This window comes from Maridesulfovibrio sp. (assembly GCF_963666665.1).
Lineage (GTDB): Bacteria > Desulfobacterota > Desulfovibrionia > Desulfovibrionales > Desulfovibrionaceae > Maridesulfovibrio.
In genome coordinates this window covers 3,042,837-3,060,417 of sequence record NZ_OY762999.1, presented here as the reverse complement: position 1 = coordinate 3,060,417, position 17,581 = coordinate 3,042,837, and the positions used below count along the sequence as shown (strand labels likewise).

Genomic DNA, 17,581 nt, shown 5'->3' with positions numbered 1-17,581 from the left:
TGTTAGTCCTGCATACCGTGGGCTGCTACGATTTTGCGGGCTGTGTCAGATTTCAGGAAATCCATAAATGCAGTGCATTCAGCCTTGTTACCAGAGCTGCTCATCTGCTCCACTATAATGGTGATGGGCGAGTAGGCTGTTTCATCCACGATAACGAATCCGCCTATGGAATCCTTGATTTTGCGGGCATGGGTCAGGTTGATAAATGCATAATCAACTTCTCCGGCCACCACGTATGATGCAGATTGCGGCACAGTGGCAACCATGAGCAGTTTGGGCTCAAGGCTGGCGAGAAGGTTTTTGTTCTTCAGGTATTGCTGTGCTGCTTTGCCGTAAATTGCCCGTTTGGTATCTGGTAATGCAATGCGTGAGACGTCTTTAGAAAGAAGGTCGTCCGCGCCGTTAAAGCTTTTGCCTTTGGGATAGGCGATAACCAGTCGTCCCCGGCCTACTTTCTGGGTCGCGCAGCAATCCAGTTTGGACTTTTCCAGAAAAGATTTGTCGCCGAGGACCATATCAACAGAACCGCTGTTGCGGGCCTGAGCAGTAACCCGGGCCATGTTTCCGTATACACGTTCAACCTCGTTTCCTGATTGGTCCGTATAGGTTGCAGTCAGTTTGTCCACCAGTGAACGGTATCCCGCCCCTGAAGCAATGACAATTTTAGCTTGGGCTGCAGCGGGTACAGCGAGCAGGATCAGAAGCAGCAGGGCAGATATTTTTTTCATTACATATTACCTACAAGTTCAAGATGTGGATGGGGTTTAGGCTCAGGGCAGAATCGGTTGCGCTGACGTTCAAGCCACTGCGGTGATTCCTGTCCGTTTTCGAGCACAAAGATGGAGTCGGCCAGATAGTAGGCTTCCTCCAAATCATGGGTCACATGGATAATGGGGATGTTCAGCTCACTTTTCAGCTCGCGTAATTCCCTACGCAGTCCTTCGCGGGTGGCAATATCCAGCGCTGAAAACGGTTCATCAAGCAACAGCAGTACAGGTTCGCGGGCCAGAGCCTGACAAAAGGCTGCTCTCTGGCGTTCTCCGCCGGAGATATTGGACGGTTTGCTTTCCGCAATATGGGAGATTCCGAATTTCTTCAGCAAACCGTGAACGCATCCTTTGTCCTTTGCTGCAAAGGCTACGTTTTTGCGCACATTCAGATGCGGGAACAGGGTGTATTCTTGAAAAACAAGCCCCAGTCCCCGCTGTTGGGGTTTGGCAAAGTTTTGAGTCGCTGTATCTATCCAGACATTGCCGGCAAGTGAGATGCTTCCGCTGTCCGGTCTTTCCAATCCGGCGATGATGCGTACCAATGTGCTTTTTCCTGCACCTGATGGCCCCACGATAGCGGTCAGGGTGCCGGGTTTACAGTCCAGAGCAACGTCCAGCGCAAAATTAGGCAGCTGTTTTCGGATATTAATTTTCAGGGTCATGATCTGCTCCGGCTGACTTTGTTGAGTCGGTTTATGGCTAAGAGGGCCAGAAAACTGACCGGGATGATTGCCAGCGACATGTACAAGGCGTCGCCATAACGCATGGCTTCTACTGCTTCGTAAATGGCGATGGAGGCGACCTTTGTTGAGCCGGGAATGGAACCGCCGACCATGAGGATTACTCCGAATTCGCCAAGGCTGTGGGCAAAGACCAGCATGGCCGAGGCCGCTAGTCCGGGTAGGCTGTTGGGAAGCACTACCCGGAAAAAGGTGGCTGTAGAAGAAAGGCCCAGCACAGCCGCGTTTTCCAGCAGCCGTATATCCAGTTTTTCAAAAGCCGCACGCATGGGCTGCACCGCAAAGGGCAGGTTATACACCAGCGAAGCCAGCAATATTCCGGAAAAGCTGAATACCATGCGTTCTCCGGTAAGGTCATTCCAGAATCCTCCCAGCGGTCCTTGCGGACCCATGACTATGAGCAGTCCGAAGCCGAGGACCGTGGGAGGAAGCACCATGGGGAGAGAAACAACAGCATCAATCAAGCTTTTGCCTTTGAAATCAACGAAAGCAAGGATGTAAGCAATAGGCGCGGCTACAACTGGAATAAACAAGGTTGTAGCCACAGCCAGTTTAGCCGAGATATAGAGCGGGTAAAAATCCATTAGTCATACCCGTATTTTTTCTTGATGGCAGTAGCCTCGGGGCCGGACAGAAATTCAACAAATTTTATGGCCGCAATTTTGTGTTCGGATGATTTGAGAACGCAGGCAGCCTGAATTACCGGAGGCGCTTCTTTTACTACTGCAAAACCGCCTTCTTTGCCTGTGGGGGTGAACATGGATGAATAAGCACAGAATCCGGCGTCTGCTGCTTCCGTAGATGCAAACTGGAAAGTCTGAGCAATAGACTGGGCATAAACAAGTTCAGGTTTGACCAGATCCCAGAGCTTTGCCTTCTGTAATGCCACCATGGCTGCTGTGCCGTATGGAGCTGTCTCTGTATTGGCAATAGCAATTTTTTTGAGTTTGCCGTCCATGATGGTTTTTTGCCAGTTCTCTTCAATTTTAGTTTTGTCTTTGGACCAGAGAACTACTTTGCCTTTAGCATAGACAAAAGGAGTTTCAGCTAAGCCGTCATTAAAAAGTTTTTTAGGACGACGTTCATCTGCAGCCAGAAATACGTCAAAAGGGGCACCGTTCACTATCTGCCCATAGAGTTTTCCTGTGGAAGTATAAGTCGCTTGTACTTCAATACCGCTCGCTTTTTTGAAAGCCGGAATGATTTCTTTCATGGCGGGCATAAAGTTGGCTGCCTGTGCGATCATAAGGTCGGCAGCGTTTGCTTTAAGCGGTAAAGCAAGCAACAGGGTTAGAAGCGGGGTGAGGATGAGGGCACTGATTCTTTTCATTATCTGTTCTCCATTTTGAAATTGAGGTCTTCCTGAATTGGCTTTATCAGTATCTTATGCTTATGCAGGGAGCGGTAAAAATTTCAAATCGGTCACGCATTCTTATAAAAACGTGACTGCTCGAAGGGTTATTCAAGTGCAGAATAAAGGAACCGGAAATAAGAAATCTCAGGCCGGAGAAAGCAGGTTAGCTCTTGCGGAAGTATTTGATGTTCCTGAGAATATTCTCCATCTTGACGGTCGTGAACTTTCGGCCCTCGAAGATGAATTCCGCCGTTGGAAGAACGGGGGTACACGCGCTGATTACGTCCGGTCCCGCACAAGGGTTTACTGCTTGTTTTTGGTTTTGCGGCATACCGGAGCCAAACTTGGCGAGATTCTCGGACTTGATGAGCGCAAAAATATTGATCTTTCCAAGGCCGTTGTCAGGCTCGGCAGGGACGGACATGAACGGGAAGTTCCCTTGCCGCAATCGGTCTGTCGTGAGCTTAAAGGGTTAATTGACGGTCCCATGGGGGCTGGTCTTGAGGGTGGAATTTTTCATTTGGACCCCGGCTATGTGCGGAGAATTTTTTATGAGCGGGCAGGTGCCTGCGGTTTGGAGCGTAAAAAAGGTGCACCATCGGTGCTGCGCCGTTCAAGGGCTGTGGAATTATTGCGTAACGGTGTACCGCTGGGAGTAGTTCGCAAAGTTCTCGGACAGTCTTCCGCCGATCTTGCTGCGGTATATCAGGAATGGTCTTCCGGTGATGTGAAGAACATTGTCCGCCGCATGGCCCTTGAGGAGACCTCGCTTAAATCCAGTGCCCGTAATACTTTTATCGGTCAGGTGAGTTCTGTGCGTCGGGACGGTGTGCTGGCTGATGTAGAATTTGAGACCGCCGAAGGTTTCACCATCAGTTCGGTCATCACCCTTGAAAGTCTATACAAGCTTGATCTGGAGGCCGGAGTATCCGTTTCGGCTACAGTTAAAGCCCCGCTGGTGGCGGTTCGCCCGTTGAAGGGAGAGGGTACGAGTTCGCGAAATTGTGTTCCCGCCAAAGTCACATCAATTAAGCAGACAGAAATTTTGGCAGAAGTTTCCGGTGAATCTAAAGGCGGGGTCCAGATGTGCGCACTGGTGACCTCGTGGTCAGTTGAAGAAGAAGGTTTGGTTGAGGGTGCTGATGTGGAATTTTGCTTTAAGGCTTTATCTGTAGTTCTGCATGCAGTCTGATTTTTATTTATCCCCTGCTTATGTTATAATGTCATATTGAGTTTATTTGGGCATATAATGTTCATTTGTATTGATGGATAATTGTCTTTTCATGTGAGCAGCAGGTGGTGCGCGTGCGTTATTTTTTCTTTCTATTTGTTACGCTTTGCGTTTCTTTTTTTACCCTCCCTACGACAGCTTCTTGTGAGGTTGGCAAAGAATCGACTGGCAGGATGGAAGTCGTCTTCTTAAATCCCGGTAAGTCTGATCCAAGTGACCCCACTGGTGGATTCTGGCGGGAGGTCAGCTCTTTTATGCAGGCCGCTGCAGAGGATCTGGGTATTGATTTGGAAGTCCTCTATTCTGAACGTAACCATGTGCTGATGGTTAAAGAGGCTGAGGAAGTACTTAGTCGCGAGCACCTTCCAGATTATCTGATAGTGGTCAACGAGAAGCTTGCTGCAGGGAAGATACTTGCCCATGCTGATGCAAAAGGTGTTAAAGTTTTCAACTTGTTATTGGATTTTTACGGAGATCAGGCCGAGACCTTGGGCGTTCCGAGGGGAAAATTTAAAAATTGGATTGGCGGTCTGGTCCCTGATAACCGTTGGGCCGGATACAATCTGGCGAAGAAACTGATAGAAAAAGCAGCAGAGCAGGGGATTGCTGAAAATGATGTAAAGCTTTTGCCCATTGCCGGAGACTATGTCACTCAGTCAACCCTGCTCAGGAATGCTGGATTGGGTTATGCTCGTGCTGATTTCTTTGAAGCAAAAATTCTTCCTGAGATTCATTGCTTGTGGCGTGAGGACAAAGCCTTTGATCTGGTTAGCAAATTTTTAGTACGTGACCCAAAAGTAAATGTTATCTGGTCCGCTAATGATCCTATGGCGCTGGGTGCTATCGAGGGTATTAAAAAGAACGGTTTGATTCCTGGCAAGGATGTCTTGGTAGGTGGAATAAATTGGGATAAGCCGGCTCTGGAGGCAGTAAAAGAAGGCTCTCTAGCTTTTTCCGTGGGCGGTCATTTTATGACAGGAGGCTGGGGGCTGGTCATGCTTTACGACTACCATCACGGCTATGATTTTATTGGAAAAGCCGGACCGTTGATCAGGAAGAGGATATTTTGCGTCATTGGTGAAAATAATGTGGAGCGCTTTTTAGATAGGTTCGGTTCCCGTGACTGGTCCAATATAGATTTCAGGAAATTTTCAAAGGCATACAATAAGACAAACGCTGATTACGATTTTTCAGTGAAGGCTTTATTAAAGAATTAGGGCTGTGATTATTAATTTCGGATGGTTGTTGTCGGAATTTCCCGGTTGTGCTATCGGTTAATCAACTAGAAATAAATCAATGGAGTTGAACCATGAATGAAAGAACAGGAATAATTACTTTTCAGGGTAATCCCCTGACCCTTCTTGGCAATGAAATTAAAGTGGGCGACAAAGCTCCCCAATTCAATGTGACTGATAACGGCCTTGCTCCTAAAGCTCTGGCGGACTTTGCAGGTAAAGTTTTGATCATCAGTGCCGTTCCCTCCCTTGATACCCCGGTCTGTGATATGGAGACCCGCAGGTTTAACAACGAGGCCGCGGCTCTTGGTGAAGATATCAAGATCCTGACTCTGTCAATGGACCTGCCCTTTGCTCAGGCCCGCTGGTGCGGTGCTGCCGGAGTCGAAGCGGTGCAGACCCTTTCCGATTACAAAGAATCCTCTTTTGGAGAAGCTTACGGCGTGTTGATCAAAGAACTGCGCCTCCTCAGCCGTGCTGTTTTTGTAGTCGATAAGTCCGGTGAAGTTCAGTACGTGCAGTATGTAAATGAAATCACTGAGGAACCTGATTACGATGCAGCCCTCGATGCTGCGAAAAAACTGGTTTAGCTCTAAGCATAAAAAACTTAAAAGCCTCTGTCCGTATTCCCGGTAGAGGCTTTTTATGTCAGCTTTAGACTTGACCACAAAATATGTACTGATATAAAGACTACTTCAACCAAAAGCCAACGTAGCTCAGTCGGTAGAGCAGCTGATTCGTAACCAGCAGGTCGTCGGTTCAATTCCGATCGTTGGCTCCATAATAAAATCAAGGGCTTACACTTAATGTGTAAGCCCTTTTGTTTTGCCTAAAATATGAGTTGTCCCCGTTTTTGTCCCCTTTTTTGTTGTGGGTTTCGTATTTGTCGATTAATAATGCATTTGAACTCACTAAATAGAGTGGCGTGATGTGAAGCGTTATTTAGATGTAGACTGAGATCAAATATCGCAGCACAAAGTGAATGCAAATGAAATAGATAAATTTGATGAACGCCTCTTTTGGCATTTAGATGGTATTGATACTGACCATGAAAATATATGTGTAGGTTTAGTATGAGAATGAAATTGACTAAGATAGAAATTGAAAAATTCAAATATTTCAGAAAATTTTTGCTGCTAAGTGAAAACTATAAGTCACTTTGCTTATTGGTGAATGAAAAAAAGAAGGCATTCCCATTTGAAGACGAACTCATTCGATCATGGTGTCCAGCAACAGGGGAGATGAATGATAAAAAGCAGTTGATGCGTCCTTTTGAAGATTGGGTTTATCAAGCTTTTGAGGATGAGGAACTTGATCAAATTTATTGTGAAGGAATGACAATTAAGGATGCACTGAAAGGTGTTTATCCTTTGTTTCAGGATATTTTCAATGAAGATTTTGAATATTTATTGCACCGACTTAAGTTGTTTTATGAGATTCACACATTCAAGGGAATTGAGCCTGCGAAAGACAATATTAAAGGCATGATATATGAAGCATATCGCTTACTTGATTCTGATCCAGAAAGAATTTCGGCAAAATTTTTTTATGATAAATTATATGACTACATAGATGGTTGTTGCGTGAGTGACTTTAGTTCGGGAGAGAGAATTGATCCCGATATAGAAAGTTATTTGCAGGTAGATCTGATGGCTCCAATTGATCAAATTAGGAAAGATTTTGATAGGTTTTTAAAAGAAAATTATAAGAGTCGAATAGGTAGAAGTTATTACATTGGACAAAGGCCATTTTTTACTACCGGGAACAGATCCCCAGCTTTTTGGGAAAATATTTTAGAGGTACATGAACTCTTTCTGGAGTGTGGAACTAAAGATAGCACAATTGAACGACAAGCCGGAGTTAGTAAGGATTTTAATGAAGATTATGTGTCAATGCGAGCAACTTTAGATAATAATATTAATGCGGTAGATAGTTTTATTGAGCAGGCGGAGCGTGGAGTGTTTCCTGAGGCGCAGAAAGATAAGAAGAAAGAAAAAGGAAAGAAGAATGCGAAGGGAAGTAAGGTGAAAAACCCTGAATACTCAAAGATTGAACATCTTATTAAGGTCAAAGAAGAGGCTAAAAGTAAAAGGACTATTAGGAGGTATCCCATTGAAAGTTATTTTAGGTAACTTTGGTAAACCAAAATTTAAAATTTTGGTTTAGGTGCGCCTTCATATTAATTTTGCCATACGGTTTCAAACACCCACAGTTTCCCTACGGAGACACAGGGAAAAACAAAAGGAAATCGTATGGCAAAAGTTCAAACTTCCCTTATCGATCTGGCAGATAAACTGCCTCCCATCATTAGCCGTAGCCATGTTGAAAAGTTCCTTGGCGGGGTAATATCCTCTAAGAGCCTTGCGAATCTCGATAGCCTTGGCGAAGGCCCTCCCAGAATCAAAGTCAGCGGTAGAGTTGCCTACCGAACCGAAGAGCTGCTTACGTGGTTAAGCGCAAGAAGCTTTGCCATTGAAAAGGGGAATGCTCATGCCCCAAGGTAAGCTTAAAATTGTTCGAACAAATGTTGGTTCGACTGTTCAAACCAAGGGCATCGTTAGAGCAATCGTTGCAGCTAACGAAGGAACAGCGGATAGAACCGATGAAGAAGCACTAAAATCAATTTTTACGTGTCTCAGTAGGAATATGAAGGAGATCTTGTCCCTTCTGGTTCAGGAGTATGGGACGGGTGCGAGCTTTAAAACTAGCTGCACAAACATCAATCGCGTGACAGGTATACATAGCGGTAGTGTGCAGAGAATATTAACAAAATTCGTCGCGGAAGGATATCTCACGAAACAAAGATGTCGTGAGGGATCATTTCAGGGATTTGAGATTCGCCTGAAACCTGTTTGCAATTATTTCCACAACTTCATTTTGAATGAAGCGTTTTTTGTTCGAACAACCGTTCCAACAGTTTCGCCTAGTATAGTAAGTAGTATTAATAAATCTACTTACTCTGAAGAGGCATTGAAAATTCTTGCGGTGACTGATGAAGAGATAGAACGCAAATATCCTGTGCTTGCGGGAATTGGATTTGGAACTAGCCAATTGCAGCAAATCGTCAAGGAAAGAGACAAATCCGGAGAGCCTCTTCATATGCTGCTGATGTCTTTAGAATTCGTGAACTATAAGCTTAAAAAAGGGGAATTCAAAGACAGCAAGGGTAACCTTGTTGAAAAGCCCCTTGGCTATATTTTTAAAGCTCTTCTGATCTCGGGAGAGGTGGACAAGCCTCAAGGATTCAAAACTGCTGAAGAGCAAGCCGCTGATGCTGCTGAAGAACGATTGAGAGTCCTTAAGGAGGCCAAGAAGCGGGAAATGGATGCTCAGTATGAAATCTGGTTGCTCGAATTGTCCGCAGAGGAACGAGAGGAAATTCTTAAAAATAAAATTGGCCCTGAAGGTCCTTTCTTAAAGACTTACTGGAAAAAGAATGTCTGGAGCAAGCGGGGAGGTGGTAATGACAGAGCGTAAAAGCATCACCCTCTTCGTGGATCTACCGGAACATCTACGCGCCAAAGAAATGATCGCGGAGTCCTGCGGAGCAATGTTTTGGCTATTTCAAAAGTATCCCAGATTCCCTGAAATTCCAGAATACCGGGATAAGGATTTGAAGACCACGCGCATAAATCTCAGTCCGGCGGCGCAAAGGTATTATAATCTTATGCGCCCAGATTTTGAGACTGAACGCCAGCTATTCATAACGGCATTCACGATTCTTTCAAAGATGAACAGCGTGGAGTGGAAACTTGATCTCGATAAGTACTACCCCAAGTAATTGAAAAAAAATGCTTGGTACCTCAAAGCTTAATTTTGAGGCCTGTAAGCATCTTTTGTGGAAAAAGTAGCCCCTACGGTTTTTAGCAGTGCCACCACGCTTAGAAATGGGGGGCCTACAAGAAATAAAGTAGCCCCCACGCGTAAAAAGAGCGTCCCCACATCAAAAAAAGATACCCCCACGTTTTTGGGTATGTAGATAATTTGCACTGTAAAGTTAATCATTACAGCTTCTTGCGCTCTATTTGCAGGTGGTGAGGCTGAAAATAATCGAATTTATCCCAGATGGAAAGGGTAAATCGCACGTAATAATGCGCTTAGGTGTCATGGCAGGATACGCATTTTGTATGACAAAATGCCTCGGCGTTGCCTCGTCCTGCTCTTGCTGGCGCAAGAGATGGGTTTCACCCCCCTGAGGGGCCCCCGTTTCCGCCTTCCCTAAAGGGACCCGGCGGGAAAGGCACAACCATACGTTACACTTTCGCTGAAACCGTAACTTATGGAGTTTTGAGGTACCAAATCTCGTTCCGAGATTTAGGCCCTGAAAAAGACAGATCGTGCCCTTCAAGACAACGCCCCAAAAATGAGCGCAACAGAAATGCAGGAGAAATTATGGCTATTTCATCACTGTGTGCTCTTTCATTCGAAGAGCTTCTTATAAAGTTTTCAAATAGAACAACTGAGTTTGTCAGAATCCTTCATGCCCTTTGTCAGAGCGACAAAGGACCTTTTCTGTACGAGAATGAGCTTATTGAATGCGCAGAGATAAACGAACAGTTGAGGCGAATCAGAAGGGAAGAAAAAGAACTCGATAGGGAACTGGCAAAGCGACACGGAAAAGAGGGTGTTGCAAAACTGAACGCACTGGCAAGCGATATTGTCAACAGAAGCGATGGCGAACCAACGGGGACAGACTTAGAAGAAGCTGTTGCAGAAATGCAAGCACTGTCCATGGATATTGTCAGCAGAAGAAGTGCGTAATATCTGCCGGAAGATCCCCGGCCTTCGAAAATCCCTTACAGGAGGCGTTTATGATTTCTCTCGATATATATGCAGTTACTACAAAAAAATATGTGGCTGCTTGTGCAGTGTTCTTTATTTTTCTGGGCTTCTTTCCAATGCAAGCTGAAGCCATGACCGTCAGCGATCCCGGTTCATATGGCTACTACGTGCAGCAATTGCAAAAGGCACAGCAACAGATCAAAGAGCAGATGAAACAATTCGAAGTCTTGCAGCAAAGCTATTCCATGCTGCAGGAGCAGTTCAAGGAGCTGCAAGACATTAAGGATCAGGTCAAAGGCTACTATGACCAAGGAAAGGCTTTTGTTGGCAAAATTCAAAATATCAAGAGCCAGATTGAGGCAATACCAAGCAGTGTTGTGGGCCGTGTAAAAGAGATCTCCAGCTTGCTTGAAGATATCGGGGAATTTACAGAAGCAACTGATATGCTGGATGGTATTTTCGGTGATCCACGCTCACCAAATTACAACCCATGGAAACAATTAGCCCCCAAATATCAACTGCGGCAGCAGGGGCTTAAGGATACTATTGAAAAGTCTGAAAAGCTTCTAGCCGGAATGAAGGATCGGTTTGCAGTCCTGGAGGATCTGACCAATAAAATTGATTCCACCGAGAACATCAAAGAAGCTCAGGATCTAACGAATGTCTTTCTGGCTCAGATAATCAGCATTCTTTCTGAGCAGCTGGCTTTAACTGCCCAGATAGGTGAAGCGCAGGCCCTTATGAACTTCAGTGGTGTTAAAGACGATGAACTGAGGAGAATGCAAGCCGAGAGAGAGCAGAAGAAAGCAAAGTACGAAGAAGCTAAACAAAAATACCTTGCGCCTTATGAAGCTATGAAAAGCCAAGGTGTAGATCTTGAAAATCCATCCTCTGATACGCTGCTTCAAATCATTGACCTGAAAGGAGGTGTCTAATGGAGTTGACACCTTTAGCTACAAAGATTCTTGCGCTAACACTTTCGTCATTACAAGATTATATTATTGAGATGTCGCAATTAATGCAGCAAAATGCAAAAGGTGCTGCTATCGCCTTTACAACATTGTATCTAATGTGGATCGGTGTTGAGGCTATGGTTGGAAGGCTCTCATCCGATAGAATAAAGGAGCTTTTTTATTCAGCTTTAATATTAATGTCTATTGTTTCTGCTGTGCTTGGAAGTTCATTCTATGTCAACAATATAGTCATTCCATACGTTAAAGGATTGATAAATACGGCAAGTTGGTTTGCTTCAAAAGGTAGTGTAAATAATTTTATAGGCATATTTAACCATTTAGATAATGGCTTTGCATTAATTTACACTCAGCTGATGAATAAAATCCCAGATGGTAACCTTATGACTAATGCCGGGGAGTATATTAGTGCTTGGGTTGCTGTTGGGGTGTTTAGCGTTAGCTACGGCCTCATGTATATATGTTTTCTTGTGTTAATTATCCTGTCCCTTTTCGTGATTTATGTTCTATTTGTGATTGGCATAGTGTGCATATTCCTGTCCGCATTTAAGGAAACAAGGCATGTGTTCTGGGCATGGGTAAAGGCGATAGCAAACTATTCAATGATGATGGTTTTTGCTGCTATCGTCATGAGCGTTGCCTACCAAGGGGTAGAGTCGTCATTAAGTCTATATGCAAACATCCTTGTAGAACAAGGCGTGTTTAATGCTGAATTTGCTTCACTTGTCGTTTGGTCGCTGGTCTGCTTTGGAATACTCCTTAAGGTCCCCGATCTTGCTTCAGCACTGACTGGAGGTGTTGCAGGGGCGACAACTGGAATCGCTTCCATTGGATCTCTTGCCGGAGCTGCTGTCTTTTCTTCTGTGCTACGCTCCAGATCTAGCTCATCGTCCAGCAGATCCGGTAACTCCATGCTTAGTAATATTAGAGGAAAGGCCAGTAAGTATTGGAAAAAGGCAGGTGAATAAATGAAAGATAAGAGAGAGATATTCAGGCTTGATGAAGAACTGGCCACTTGTTTGAAAGAAAGAGCCAATGAAAAAGGGCAAAACAAATCCGCACTGATTCGAGATCTGGTTAAATCTGGTCTTTATGATTTAGATGAGCCTGCGATTGAACAGTTAAAGCTGATTTTTAAAACGCTTTTGGAGCTTAAGCTGGGCTTCAGCCAGATCGGGGGCAACCTGAACCAAATAGCTTACCACTTAAATTCAGAAGGAAAGCTTGTCCCCGCGGAGCTGCAAGAAAACCATAAGGAACTTCAGGAGCTTTTCGCTGAAACGGTGGGTAGCGTAGATGAAGCATTCAGAGAGATCCGAAAACTAATATGAATCGTGGCTGATTCAAGCGCGGTTTATTATTGCCGGTTTACCTGATAACTCCTTTCAGGTGAGCCAGCTTTTTACGACTACCAAATTCACGTCAGCGTCTAAATTGAATATAACTCAATTGTTGGGGCTGAGATTAAGAAATTAATTCAGAGAAAAGCCTTGAAAATATTGAATTTTTATTTTCAGCTATTGAGTAGGCTTTTCGAAAGTCTTAGATTAAGCAAGTTTTAAAACTACCAAATTCACGTTTAAAACTACCAAATTCACGTCAAAAAATTGAATCGAATGGGAAGGATTATCATGCCGGAATATCGCTGGTCGCACTATTTAACGGCTCCATGGGAATTGCTTGACGAATGGTATCGAGCAGTAAAATTTGGAATACGCAATTTGTATCAATGGTTCCCCGTAATATGGTCTGATCGTCATTACACTTCTGATGGGCTGTTCAAGGTCATGCAGCACAAACTTGTGCTTATGCAAGGTGAGCTGCGGCGTAACCCTTACTATGTGGGAGCCGACCGGGATTTGCATACAATGCATGTCTGCGAAATGCTCTTGGAGCGATACTTCGCTCATAATTATGCTGATAAGTGCCGTGAGCACCATAGGGAGAAATGGGGGGAGATGCGCAGTTTTTTTGAACCCTCATACGACAATTCGACCGGGGATGTTGAGCCAGATGCTTGTCGTTGGTTCACAGATTGGCCCAGAGCAACCAACCCGAAGTTGGAAGCAAAAGCTAAGAAAGAGTTGCGCAGGTGTCTTGAGCAGGAACGAGAGCTTGCAGATCAGGATATTCAGTACTTGTTTAAGCTGTTGAGCAAGCATTATCGGAGCTGGGATTAAGAGCTGGTGAGGGCGCGAATATTATAACGGATAGCTTTGCCGTAGATGCGACACAATGCTTGACCGTCACCGAAACCAGAGCTTCGGTAGCAATCTGTGACCGTGGCTGCAGAGGCTCAAAGAAAGTTGGTAATGTAGAAATCCTGAGTCCCATGCCTCCCAAGAAAAGAGTCAAACTTTTAACATTCTCTAGAGATTGCTAGACACAACCTAATATAGTGTGATTTATTCTAGGAATTATATATGTGTTTGGGGTTGGGGTGAATTAAAAAATAGTCGCGATTTATCTAACTGATATTAAGGATAAAAATGAGTTACTTCAAAAAGACCGCTGTAAATATAGAGGGAAATAAAAACTTACGAAACCCACAAATTGAAGCATGTCTTAGCATTAGAGAATATTTTGAGCAAAACCCCTGTGGAGAAGCTTTAGTTGTTCTTCCCACAGGAACGGGCAAAACAGGCGTGGCACTAATTTCTCCGTATGGAGTTTCCAATGGCAGAGTTTTAATTATAACTCCAGGGCTAGTGACTAATAATTCGATCAAAAAGGAATCTGCTGTTCTACAAGATAACTTTTGGGTTAATCAGGACATAATATTTAATCCTGCAAGTATTCCAGTGGTAAGTGAATATGATGCTTCAATTTCTCAAGAGCATTTAGAACAAAGTCATTTTGTACATTGCAATATACATAAAATTGTTGGTGATAGAAACTCCTCGCTCATAACACGGGTAGCTCCTGATTTTTTTGATATGATTATTATCGATGAAGCTCATCACGCTCCAGCAAAAAGCTGGCAAGATGTTCTAGATTATTTTTCTAATTCTAAGAAGCTACACCTGACGGGAACTCCATACAGAGGAGATGGACAACCTGTACAAGGCGATAAAATTCATGAGACTAAGCTCTCTGAAGTCATGAGAGATCGTCACATTAAGTTACTTAGAAAAGAAACAGTTAATGCTAATAAATTGTATTTCACACTTCCAGAAAAACCAAATGTCCAATTAAATTTACAAGCTGTTTTAGAATTAAAAGATACAGAGTGGATTGAAAAAAGCGTGGCATTGTCAGAAAATTGCTCCAAGGACGTTATACAACACAGTATATTAAAGCTTACTGAACTCAACAAAATATCACCCAATGTTCCCCATAAAATCCTTGCAGTAGGTTGTAGTATTAAACATGCAGAAGACTTGCATTTGTGGTATCAAGAAGCGGGCTTAGAGAGTGTAATTGTTCATAGTAAAATGGAAGATGAGGCGCAGCTTGCAGCATTTAAAAGCATTGATCTAAATTTGTGCCAAGTTGTAATTTCAGTAAACATGTTAATGGAAGGTTACGATCATAAGTACTTGACTATATTGGCCCTATTTAGGCCTTATCGTAGCGAAAATGCTTTTGCTCAAGTTGTGGGTCGTGTTTTAAGGGCTATTCCTGAATCTGAAATTTATGAACACGAAATTGATAATAATGCAGTGGTGATTTTTCACGAAGAAACTGGATTAAATCGAATGTGGGATCGGTTTCAACATGAAGTTGATCGGGCAACAATTAGAATGGTTAAAGACTTTCAATATTCAGATCGTGATTATGAAGAACGAGGAAAGGAAATTGCGGGCGTTTCCTCAGAAGATGCTTTTGTAAGTCAACAAGATTCTTACTTACATGACGTAGATTGTCATAAGTTATTTGAACAAGCTCGCGAAAAGATAGCTGATAAAAAGAGAATTGTAGAGGAAAGTTTAAAAAAAGCTGGTTTATCCGATGAACTTATTTCTGCAGCAGTTGAGGCCGCTGGAAAAGAAGAGACAAATAATCTTGCTCGGGATTTTATCGACCCACAGCTGATTGAGAAAAGGCCCGCTGAAGCTCGAAAGAAAATGCGTGAAATTTTAACAAAAAAAAATCAAGATTATGCAGTAGACTTACTTAGTGACTTTGATCTTGACCCTAAAGAATCCAACTTGTACCCTTTAATAGGTAGATTTGTCCCTTATGCAAAAAGTTCTGATGCAAACGATGGACTTATCGTAAGATATGTTAACGCAAAGTTGGCAAAAAAGTTTGGAGCTGTTAAAGATAGGGATAATACAAATCTTTACCATTCACTTAGGTATGTAGACGTTATTTATGAAGAATTAAAAAGGATTCTTGCTAACATATAGGAATAAAAATGATTTTTACTAAAAAAGCATTGAATTTATTAAATAAACTGGTCGCTGTTCATATTACAAAAGGAGTTCAACCTTCAGACTTAGCTGATGCTATTTTTGAAAATGATTACTCCAGCATTGAAGTCAAACGTAAAGCTGGTGATATTCAGGTTATTGTTACGTTTTGCGACAGCGAGTTTGGTGGAGTAATAAATAAAATGAAATATATTTATGACAAAGATAAATACCTTCAAAGTATCGATCAGAAAATTGGAAGTTCTAGATATAAAAAGCAATGGGATCGCTCCGAGAATATAAACAAATTAATTAGAGAACTTACTCCACTGCTTGAAAGGAATAATTCACTGAAAGATATAGAAGATTTTTTTCAAAATATTCCTAAAAGCGAAAGAGAGGCTCTTTTTTCAAGATTAGAACTTGTTGCCTAATACACCTAATATTTAAAATTCAAAGTTTGTACCCGGCGGTCTGACCTTCATGGTTGGGCCGCTTGTTTTTGCAACCCCTCCTCATCTTAAAACTGCTAGCTGCCTAGAACTACATAAGCTCTTCATCTCTATGAATAGCACGACCAACTTCAATTAATTTATCTTTCAGCCGGAGTACTCCATCTCTTAACAGCAAGAAATCTTCATCAGAACGATACAATTGACCTGTGACCATCATCATTTTTACTGCTCCAAAACACCAAATAATTGCAGCAAGATACAAGTCGAAATCAAAGATTAGCCCGTCTTCGGGAGCTAACATTTTTCGTATTGCAAATACGGATATGATAAATGCAGGAGTATCAATGCTGCTAACCTTGCTGTCGCCTGAGGCCATTGTGATAATGGGGATTAGCACGAGCATGCATGCAAGTAAAAAATAGCATTTGAACCATGGCTGCCGTTCGATTTGTAGTAAAACCTCGTCACTCGCTACAACCGTCCTGCCGCTCCCAAGCTTTTTAGGGATTTCCTTTAGCTCTGTAATTTTGAAAGTTTCATCTAAGTAGACGCTATAGACAAATTCATCTGGCAAAACAGTCTGTTCTCCATTTTCAGAGATAAGGACAATCTTGGCCTTACTTGAAATGAAATGCTCATCGAAAGGGTAGTTATCAAATAACCCATGCCCGTGGTAATCAATATAAGCAGACTCATAGTAGGTGTTTTTTTCAGATCTACGAATTGCTTTTAAATCAAGCTCCTCAAAGAGGAGCATTCCTGCAAGTCTATCATTCAAGTCTACGTATGCAGATTTAAAATCGAAGCCATTGCTGATCCATGCTGATGCTTTAACTCTAAAATAACCATTCTCTATGTCGTCAACAGTGATCCAGATTGCATTTTCCTTTGCATCACTCCTAAATCCTGTATGCGCAATGTTGGATGTTTCATAGAACTCTTGACTCGTATAGATTTTAACTCCATATACAAAAATACCAACTAAAAAGCATAAAAAAATAATGGATAACAACAATATGGGTTTCCGCATTAAGCACTCCAGCAAATAATATTTATATCAGATAAATCACGGCAACTTCATCAATCAAATTGCAGCAAAATTTAGTAACCAACAATCGTAAGGCAATAAGGCATCACTATCCTAGAATGCCCATAAAGAGCTTCCGCAATCGCGACAGCCTTGTTGTAATCACGGGTTATGCTTTTGGCCCCATATCTGTACTCATTTGGAACCGCCACTATCAAATATTTCAGATCGACTAAAACTAAAGCCTGAACAATATCTCTGTATAAAGCATTGCCACCCAAGGCACGTGCGGCCTCTACTTCAAGGCCAACATTCCACTTGGCGTGATATGCGTCTATTTCATATTGAAGCGATGGTTCTGCGTTTTCTCCGTAGAAAACAGGTCGTTTAACTTTTTGGTTTTTCTTTTTTCCGTTTTCAACTTCAAAACCAATTCCCTCTAAATCTTTGCAGATAATTTTTAAAACGTCATTGCTGACTAAATTTTTATCAAGTTTAGTTGTGGAAATTTTGTCTTCGTGAGCTCTGAATATGTTTACGATTTTTTCAAGAAATGGTGGGGGAGCTTGTGTTCGTGGGAAAGTTGAAAATTTGATGTGCATTTTGCCGTGTCCTCGTTGAGCAGTTGTCACTTGTTGATTAGGGTGCTAGTTGTCACGTG

Annotated in this window: 20 protein-coding genes and 1 tRNA gene; 15 read left to right on the top strand and 6 right to left on the bottom strand. The window is 42.8% G+C overall.

Features of this window, described 5'->3' with window-relative positions; translation table 11 throughout:
* Positions 1–2: 2 nt before the first annotated feature.
* The 4 genes from modA (ACKU40_RS14030) to modA (ACKU40_RS14015) are packed head-to-tail and all read right to left on the bottom strand — an operon-like array spanning position 3 to position 2,840.
* Positions 3–728 carry a molybdate ABC transporter substrate-binding protein gene (gene modA, locus ACKU40_RS14030; RefSeq protein ID WP_320173421.1) on the bottom strand — a complete coding sequence of 242 codons (726 nt, stop codon included), beginning with the start codon at positions 726–728 and terminating at the stop codon, positions 3–5.
* A complete protein-coding gene (locus tag ACKU40_RS14025; RefSeq protein WP_320173420.1) occupies positions 728–1,432 on the bottom strand; it encodes an ATP-binding cassette domain-containing protein in 705 nt (234 codons plus the stop codon). Before ACKU40_RS14025 ends, modA (ACKU40_RS14030) begins: the two co-directional genes overlap by 1 nt.
* Positions 1,429–2,094: a molybdate ABC transporter permease subunit gene (gene modB / locus ACKU40_RS14020; protein ID WP_320173419.1), complete on the bottom strand. Its 666-nt coding sequence runs from the start codon at positions 2,092–2,094 to the stop codon at positions 1,429–1,431. The genes ACKU40_RS14025 and modB overlap by 4 nt, the downstream gene beginning before the upstream one ends.
* The gene (modA, locus tag ACKU40_RS14015; RefSeq protein WP_320173418.1) at positions 2,094–2,840 is read right to left on the bottom strand and encodes a molybdate ABC transporter substrate-binding protein; all 747 of its coding nucleotides are present in this window, start codon (positions 2,838–2,840) and stop codon (positions 2,094–2,096) included. The genes modB and modA (ACKU40_RS14015) overlap by 1 nt, the downstream gene beginning before the upstream one ends.
* A gap of 136 nt (positions 2,841–2,976) precedes the next feature.
* Between modA (ACKU40_RS14015) and ACKU40_RS14010 the strand changes: the two genes are divergently transcribed.
* The 15 genes from ACKU40_RS14010 (at position 2,977) to ACKU40_RS13940 (ending at position 15,872) form a co-directional block, all read left to right on the top strand.
* Entirely contained in the window at positions 2,977–4,056 is a 1,080-nt protein-coding gene (locus tag ACKU40_RS14010) for a TOBE domain-containing protein (protein ID WP_320173417.1), read from the top strand.
* Between the two features lie 212 nt (positions 4,057–4,268).
* Positions 4,269–5,312, top strand: a complete 1,044-nt coding sequence (locus ACKU40_RS14005) for an ABC transporter substrate-binding protein (protein ID WP_320173416.1) — start codon at positions 4,269–4,271, stop codon at positions 5,310–5,312.
* A 92-nt stretch (positions 5,313–5,404) separates the two neighbouring features.
* Complete coding sequence (gene tpx, locus ACKU40_RS14000) at positions 5,405–5,920, top strand: thiol peroxidase (protein WP_320173415.1); 516 nt, start codon at positions 5,405–5,407, stop codon at positions 5,918–5,920.
* 115 nt (positions 5,921–6,035) lie between these two features.
* Positions 6,036–6,111 (top strand) — tRNA-Thr (locus tag ACKU40_RS13995).
* A gap of 304 nt (positions 6,112–6,415) precedes the next feature.
* Positions 6,416–7,462, top strand: coding sequence for a hypothetical protein (locus ACKU40_RS13990; RefSeq protein WP_320173414.1), 1,047 nt, complete (start codon positions 6,416–6,418; stop codon positions 7,460–7,462).
* A gap of 120 nt (positions 7,463–7,582) precedes the next feature.
* Positions 7,583–7,834, top strand: coding sequence for a hypothetical protein (locus tag ACKU40_RS13985; RefSeq protein WP_320173413.1), 252 nt, complete (start codon positions 7,583–7,585; stop codon positions 7,832–7,834).
* Positions 7,821–8,807, top strand: a complete 987-nt coding sequence (locus tag ACKU40_RS13980; RefSeq protein WP_320173412.1) for a hypothetical protein — start codon at positions 7,821–7,823, stop codon at positions 8,805–8,807. Before ACKU40_RS13985 ends, ACKU40_RS13980 begins: the two co-directional genes overlap by 14 nt.
* Entirely contained in the window at positions 8,794–9,111 is a 318-nt protein-coding gene (locus ACKU40_RS13975; RefSeq protein ID WP_320173411.1) for a hypothetical protein, read from the top strand. Before ACKU40_RS13980 ends, ACKU40_RS13975 begins: the two co-directional genes overlap by 14 nt.
* Before the next feature lie 611 nt (positions 9,112–9,722).
* A complete protein-coding gene (locus tag ACKU40_RS13970; RefSeq protein ID WP_320173410.1) occupies positions 9,723–10,091 on the top strand; it encodes a hypothetical protein in 369 nt (122 codons plus the stop codon).
* Positions 10,092–10,141: 50 nt separating this feature from the next.
* Positions 10,142–11,047, top strand: coding sequence for a hypothetical protein (locus ACKU40_RS13965; RefSeq protein WP_320173409.1), 906 nt, complete (start codon positions 10,142–10,144; stop codon positions 11,045–11,047).
* Entirely contained in the window at positions 11,047–12,051 is a 1,005-nt protein-coding gene (locus ACKU40_RS13960; RefSeq protein ID WP_320173408.1) for a type IV secretion system protein, read from the top strand. Before ACKU40_RS13965 ends, ACKU40_RS13960 begins: the two co-directional genes overlap by 1 nt.
* Positions 12,052–12,414 (top strand): plasmid mobilization relaxosome protein MobC, encoded by a 363-nt coding sequence (mobC, locus tag ACKU40_RS13955; protein WP_320173407.1) that lies wholly within the window; start codon positions 12,052–12,054, stop codon positions 12,412–12,414. It begins immediately after the preceding gene.
* A 390-nt stretch (positions 12,415–12,804) separates the two neighbouring features.
* Entirely contained in the window at positions 12,805–13,263 is a 459-nt protein-coding gene (locus ACKU40_RS13950) for a hypothetical protein (protein WP_320173406.1), read from the top strand.
* Positions 13,264–13,572: 309 nt separating this feature from the next.
* On the top strand, positions 13,573–15,435 hold the full coding sequence (locus ACKU40_RS13945) for a DEAD/DEAH box helicase family protein (protein WP_320173405.1): 1,863 nt from the start codon (positions 13,573–13,575) through the stop codon (positions 15,433–15,435).
* 8 nt (positions 15,436–15,443) lie between these two features.
* Positions 15,444–15,872 carry a hypothetical protein gene (locus ACKU40_RS13940; protein ID WP_320173404.1) on the top strand — a complete coding sequence of 143 codons (429 nt, stop codon included), beginning with the start codon at positions 15,444–15,446 and terminating at the stop codon, positions 15,870–15,872.
* 109 nt (positions 15,873–15,981) lie between these two features.
* Here the strand turns inward: ACKU40_RS13940 and ACKU40_RS13935 are convergent, their stop codons facing one another.
* Both ACKU40_RS13935 and ACKU40_RS13930 read right to left on the bottom strand, forming a co-directional pair.
* On the bottom strand, positions 15,982–16,923 hold the full coding sequence (locus ACKU40_RS13935) for a hypothetical protein (RefSeq protein WP_320173403.1): 942 nt from the start codon (positions 16,921–16,923) through the stop codon (positions 15,982–15,984).
* A 71-nt stretch (positions 16,924–16,994) separates the two neighbouring features.
* Entirely contained in the window at positions 16,995–17,522 is a 528-nt protein-coding gene (locus ACKU40_RS13930; RefSeq protein ID WP_320173402.1) for a hypothetical protein, read from the bottom strand.
* Between the last annotated feature and the right edge of the window lie 59 nt (positions 17,523–17,581).

Bases quoted from the DNA above. Each gene is read 5' to 3' on its own strand.
- modA (WP_320173421.1), bottom strand. From the start codon at position 728: ATGAAAAAAATATCTGCCCTGCTGCTTCTGATCCTGCTCGCTGTACCC.
- ACKU40_RS14025 (WP_320173420.1), bottom strand. From the start codon at position 1,432: ATGACCCTGAAAATTAATATCCGAAAACAGCTGCCTAATTTTGCGCTG.
- modB (WP_320173419.1), bottom strand. From the start codon at position 2,094: ATGGATTTTTACCCGCTCTATATCTCGGCTAAACTGGCTGTGGCTACA.
- modA (WP_320173418.1), bottom strand. From the start codon at position 2,840: ATGAAAAGAATCAGTGCCCTCATCCTCACCCCGCTTCTAACCCTGTTG.
- ACKU40_RS14005 (WP_320173416.1), top strand. From the start codon at position 4,269: ATGGAAGTCGTCTTCTTAAATCCCGGTAAGTCTGATCCAAGTGACCCC.
- tpx (WP_320173415.1), top strand. From the start codon at position 5,405: ATGAATGAAAGAACAGGAATAATTACTTTTCAGGGTAATCCCCTGACC.
- ACKU40_RS13985 (WP_320173413.1), top strand. From the start codon at position 7,583: ATGGCAAAAGTTCAAACTTCCCTTATCGATCTGGCAGATAAACTGCCT.
- ACKU40_RS13980 (WP_320173412.1), top strand. From the start codon at position 7,821: ATGCCCCAAGGTAAGCTTAAAATTGTTCGAACAAATGTTGGTTCGACT.
- ACKU40_RS13975 (WP_320173411.1), top strand. From the start codon at position 8,794: ATGACAGAGCGTAAAAGCATCACCCTCTTCGTGGATCTACCGGAACAT.
- ACKU40_RS13970 (WP_320173410.1), top strand. From the start codon at position 9,723: ATGGCTATTTCATCACTGTGTGCTCTTTCATTCGAAGAGCTTCTTATA.
- ACKU40_RS13965 (WP_320173409.1), top strand. From the start codon at position 10,142: ATGATTTCTCTCGATATATATGCAGTTACTACAAAAAAATATGTGGCT.
- ACKU40_RS13960 (WP_320173408.1), top strand. From the start codon at position 11,047: ATGGAGTTGACACCTTTAGCTACAAAGATTCTTGCGCTAACACTTTCG.
- mobC (WP_320173407.1), top strand. From the start codon at position 12,052: ATGAAAGATAAGAGAGAGATATTCAGGCTTGATGAAGAACTGGCCACT.
- ACKU40_RS13945 (WP_320173405.1), top strand. From the start codon at position 13,573: ATGAGTTACTTCAAAAAGACCGCTGTAAATATAGAGGGAAATAAAAAC.
- ACKU40_RS13940 (WP_320173404.1), top strand. From the start codon at position 15,444: ATGATTTTTACTAAAAAAGCATTGAATTTATTAAATAAACTGGTCGCT.
- ACKU40_RS13935 (WP_320173403.1), bottom strand. From the start codon at position 16,923: ATGCGGAAACCCATATTGTTGTTATCCATTATTTTTTTATGCTTTTTA.
- ACKU40_RS13930 (WP_320173402.1), bottom strand. From the start codon at position 17,522: ATGCACATCAAATTTTCAACTTTCCCACGAACACAAGCTCCCCCACCA.